This window comes from Micromonospora sp. NPDC048063 (assembly GCF_043202855.1).
Lineage (GTDB): Bacteria > Actinomycetota > Actinomycetes > Mycobacteriales > Micromonosporaceae > Micromonospora.
In genome coordinates this window covers 1-4,687 of the sequence record NZ_JBIDBG010000042.1, presented here as the reverse complement: position 1 = coordinate 4,687, position 4,687 = coordinate 1, and the positions used below count along the sequence as shown (strand labels likewise).

3 protein-coding genes are annotated in these 4,687 nt (G+C 76.0%); all 3 read right to left on the bottom strand.

Features of this window, described 5'->3' with window-relative positions; genetic code table 11:
* Positions 1-237: beta-ketoacyl synthase N-terminal-like domain-containing protein (locus ACGFZ2_RS34285; RefSeq protein WP_393461014.1), on the bottom strand; the 237-nt coding region annotated here is incomplete at its 3' end.
* Positions 215-3,529 (bottom strand): amino acid adenylation domain-containing protein, encoded by a 3,315-nt coding sequence (locus ACGFZ2_RS34280; RefSeq protein WP_393461011.1) that lies wholly within the window; start codon positions 3,527-3,529, stop codon positions 215-217. The genes ACGFZ2_RS34280 and ACGFZ2_RS34285, both read right to left, overlap by 23 nt.
* A partial coding sequence (locus tag ACGFZ2_RS34275; protein WP_393461008.1) for an acyltransferase domain-containing protein occupies positions 3,526-4,687 on the bottom strand: 1,162 nt, incomplete at its 5' end. The genes ACGFZ2_RS34280 and ACGFZ2_RS34275, both read right to left, overlap by 4 nt.

Genomic DNA, 4,687 nt, shown 5'->3' with positions numbered 1-4,687 from the left:
CACATAGGACGGATGCGAGTACACCGACTCCGGCACCCCCGCCGCCGCCAACTCCTCCGGCGAGAAGAACGTCACCGACTCCACCCCGGCGCACAGGTTCCGCCAGAACTCCGCCACGTTCGACGCCCCGGGGAAACGGCCCGCCAGGCCGACCACCGCCAGGGCGTTCTCCAGTTCCTCGGGCAGGTCCGCGGCGGTGGTGCCCGGGTTGGTCTCAGCGGTTCGGGCCGGCGTCATGGGCTTCCCCTCTCGGTGGCTGGTGGATGGCCGGGCCGGTTCGTGGCCGGAGCCGGTGAGCGGACCGCCGTCGGCGGCCGTACTCCGCGTCGATGGCCGGTACGGCACCGGCCGGCGCGGCGGCGGCCGGACCGGCCGCCGCGTCGAGGTACGTGGCCAGCCCGACGATGGTCGGGACCTCGAAGATGGTCAGCAGCGCCACGTCCACGCCGAACCGGTCGGCGAGGGTGCGCTGGAGTTCGACCGCGAGCAGCGAGTGGCCGCCCGCGTCGAAGAAGTTCTCGTGCGGGCCGCAGTCGCGGCCCAGCAGGTCGCGCCACACCTCGGCGACCCGGCGGGCGGTGGCCCCCAGCGGCGCGCCCGGCCCGGCGGCGCCGGCGGTCAGGTCCGTGCCGGGCGTCTGCGCCAGGGCCCGCCGGTCCACCTTGCCGTTGCTGTTCAGCGGCAGTGCCGGCAGCGCGACGAACCGGGCGGGGACCATGTACGCGGGCAGCGTGGCCGCGCACCACGACCGCAGTTCCGCGGCGTCCGGGGCGTCGTCTCCCCGACCCACCAGATAGGCCACCAGGTGCCGGCGCACCGGGTCGGCGCCCTCCAGCAGGACCGCCACGTCGGCGACCGACCGGTGCCGGCGCAGCGTCGCCTCGATCTCGCCCAGCTCGATGCGGTAGCCGCGCAGCTTGACCTGGTTGTCGCTGCGGCCGAGGTACTGGACGACGCCGTCGGGGAGCAGCCGCACCACGTCCCCGGTCCGGTACAACCGGGCGCCGGGCGGGCCGAACGGGTCGGGCACGAAGCGGGCGGCGGTGGTGGCCGGCGCGCCGAGGTATCCGTGCGCCACCCCGGCGCCGCCCACGTACAGCTCCCCCGGCACGCCGGGCGGCACCGGCTCGCCGGCGGCGTCCAGCACGTACAGCCGGGTGTTCGGGGTGGGGCGGCCGATCGGGACGGGTCGCTCGCCGCGCCGGACGCGGTGGCCGGCGGCCCACACCGTCGTCTCGGTGGGGCCGTACATGTTCCAGACCTCGGGGCACCGGTCGAGCAGCTGCTCGGCGAGTTCCGGGGTGAGGGCCTCCGCGGTGGAGACCGCCAGCCGCAGGTCGCCGCCCGCCCAGCCGGCGCCGACCAGCAGCCGCCAGGTGGAGGGCGTGCCGTCGAGCACGGTCACCCGGTGCTCCCGGACGAGCCGGCGCAGGCTGTCGCCCTGGCGGACGTCGTTCTCCGTGGCGAGGACCACGTGCGCGCCGACGGTGAGGGGGGCGAGCACCTCGTAGAGCGCGATGTCGAAGCAGATGGTGCTGACCGCGAGGACCACGTCGGTCGGCAGCAGGCCCGGGCAGGTCCGGACGCCGACCAGGAAGTCGACGACGGCCCGGTGCGGCACCAGCACGCCCTTCGGCCGCCCGGTCGAGCCGGAGGTGTGCAGCAGGTAGGCCGGCGCGTCGGGGTCGACCCGGGGCAGCGGGGCGGTGGGCGCCGGATCGTCGGCCGGGGCGTACGGCGGGCACGTCCGCCGGCCGGGGAAGCGGTCGGCCCACTCGTCCGCGGTGACCACCAGCTCGGCGGCGGCGTCGTCCAGCAGGTCGGCGTGCCGCCCGGCCGGGTGCGCCGGGTCGAGGGGCAGGTACGCCGCCCCGCAGCGCAGCACCGCCAGCAGGGCCACCACCAGGTCGGCGCCGCGGGGCAGGCAGACCCCGACCAGCCGGCCCGGGCCGGCGCCGGCCGCGCGCAGCCGGTGGGCCAGCCGTTCCGCCCGCTCGTCCAGCTCGCGGTAGCTGTGCGCCCGCCCGCCGCAGGTCAGCGCGACCGCGTCCGGGGTGCGGGCGGCCTGCGCCGTCACGAGGTCGTGCACGCAGCCGGTGGGCACCGGCACGGCGGTGTCGTTCCAGGCGACGGTGACCCGGTGGTGCTGCGCGGCGTCCAGCAGCGGCAGCCGGGCCACCGGCCGGTCGGGGTCGGCCACGGCGTGCCGCAGCGCGACGACGAACTGGTCGGCCAGCCCCCGCACCGTGTCGGCGTCGAACAGGTCGGTGGCGTACTCGACGATGCAGAAGACCGCGTCGTCGCCGGTGCGGTGGGCGTAGAACGACAGGTCGAACTGGGAGTTGCCGCTGTGCTGCGGGATCGGCGTGACGACCAGCTCGCCGGTCCGGAACGGCCGCATCGGCTCGTCCTGCCAGCTGAACAGGGTCTGGAAGACGGGGTGCCGGCTGAGGTCACGCACCGGGTGCAGCGCGTCGACCAGCATCTCGAACGGCACGTCCTGGTGGGCGAAGTCGGCCGACAGGTCGCCGCGCACCCGGTCGAGCAGCTGCCGGAGGGTCGGCTCCCCGTCGAGCCGCGTACGCAGGGCCAGGGTGTTGGCGAAGAAGCCGAACAGGTGCTCCAGCTCGGGTCGGGTGCGGTTCGCCACCGGCGTGCCGATGACCAGGTCCTGCTGGCCGGACCAGCGGGACAGCACCACCGCGAAGACGGCCAGGCCGAGCATGAACGGGCTGACCTGCTCGGCGCGGCTGAACCGTTGCAGGGCGGCGGCCAGGTCGGCGGGCAGGTCCAGCCGCAGGGTGGCGCCGCGGTGGCTCTGCACGGCGGGACGGGGCCGGTCGGTGGGCAGGTCCAGCACCAGCGGCGCGCCGGCCAGCCGGTCCCACCAGTACCCGAGCTGCCGCTCCAGGACCGGCCCGGTCAGGTACGCGCGCTGCCAGGCCGCGAAGTCGGGGTACTGCAACGGCAGGTGGGGCAGCCGCGGCTGCCGGCCCGCCAGCCGGGCCGCGTAGCCCTCCGCCAGCTCCTGCGCCAGCACGCCGCCGGACCAGCCGTCGGCGATGATGTGGTGCATCGTCACCAGCAGCACGTGCTCGTCGGCGGCGAGGCGGACCAGCAGCGTACGGATCAGCGGGCGGCGCAGGTCGAACGGCTCCCGGGCGCGGGCGGCGACGGTCTCGTCGAGTCGCGCCGGACGCCGGTCGTCGGGCACCGCCGTCAGGTCCAGCGTCTCGATCGGGGTGTCGTCGACCGGTTCGACCACCTGGACCGGCTCGTCGCCGTCGTCGTGGATGGTCGTGCGCAGCGCCTCGTGCCGGGTGCGGATCAGGCGCAGCGCGTGGTCCAGCGCCGCGACGTCGAGCGGGCCGGACAGGCGCAGCGTGATCGCCATGTTGTGCACGCCGGCGTCCCGGCCCACCAGCCGGTCCAGGAACCACAGCCGGCGCTGCTGGAACGACAGTGGGGCGGGCCGCCCGGGGGGCCGGAGCGGGATCGAGGTGGCGGTGGTGCCGCGGGTCGCCGTCATCGCCCCGCCTCCGACGGGTCCGCCTCGCTCATCAGCCGTTCGGCGTCGGCGTCGGAGAGCCCTTCGAGCTCGGCGAGGAGCCGGTCCTGGAGCAGGTCGGCCTGCTGGGCGACGGTGCGCCGGGCGAAGGCCTCCGCGACGGTGATCGGGACCTGGAAGGTGTCCTGGAGGCGGGCGACCAGCCGGCCGGTGAGCAGCGAGTCCCCGCCCAGCAGCAGGAAGTCGTCGAAGACGCCGATCTCCCGGTAGCCCAGCAGTTCCCGCCACGCCTGCGCCACGGTCTCCTCGATCTCGGTGCGCGGTGGTTCGTACTCGGTGGGCAGGTCGGGCCGGTCGTGCTTCGGCCCGGCCGTCGCCGGCGCCTCCTGGGCGGCGGGCGTCGACCCGTTGAGCAGGCTGTAGCGGCGACGCTCGAACGGGTAGGTCGGCAGGGGCACCCGGCGCCGCTGCTCGCCGGCGGAGAAGGCGGCCCAGTCGATCGCCGCCCCGGCCAGCCAGAGCCGGGCCAGCGCGCTCAGCAGCGTCTCGTTCTCGTCCTGCTCGGGGGCGGCGGGCAGGGAGGCCACGATGGAGGTGGTGGTCTCGGCGCCGGCCGCCCGGCTCATCGCCAGGGCCATCGTGCCGAGCGCGTGCCCCGGCCCTACCTCCAGGAACGCGGCGTCCGGCAGGGCGGCGGCGGCGCGCAGGTTGTCGCCGAAGCGGACGGTGGCCCGCAGGTGGCGCACCCAGTAGCCGGGGTCGGTGGCCTCGACGGCGGTGAGCCAGGTGCCGGTGACGTTGGACCCGACCCGCGCCTGCGGGGGCCGCAACGTGACCGTGGCCATGTGCGCCGCGAACTCGCCCAGCAGCGGGTCGAGCATCCGGGTGTGCGCCGCCTGGCGTACCCGGACCAGTTTGGCGCGGACCCCGTCGGCGTCCAGCGCCGCCCGGGCCGCCTCGACGGCGGCGGCCGGCCCGGAGAGCACGGTCTGCTCGGGTCCGTTGACGGCCGCGACGTCGAGGTCGTCGCCGGCGTACCGGGCGGCGTCGTGCTCGGGGAGGTTGACGGCGAGCATGGCGCCGTCGGGCAGCCGGTCGATGAGCTGGCCGCGCAGGGCCACGGTGTCGATGGCGTCGGCGAGGTCGAAGACGCCGGCCAGGCAGGCGGCCACGTACTCG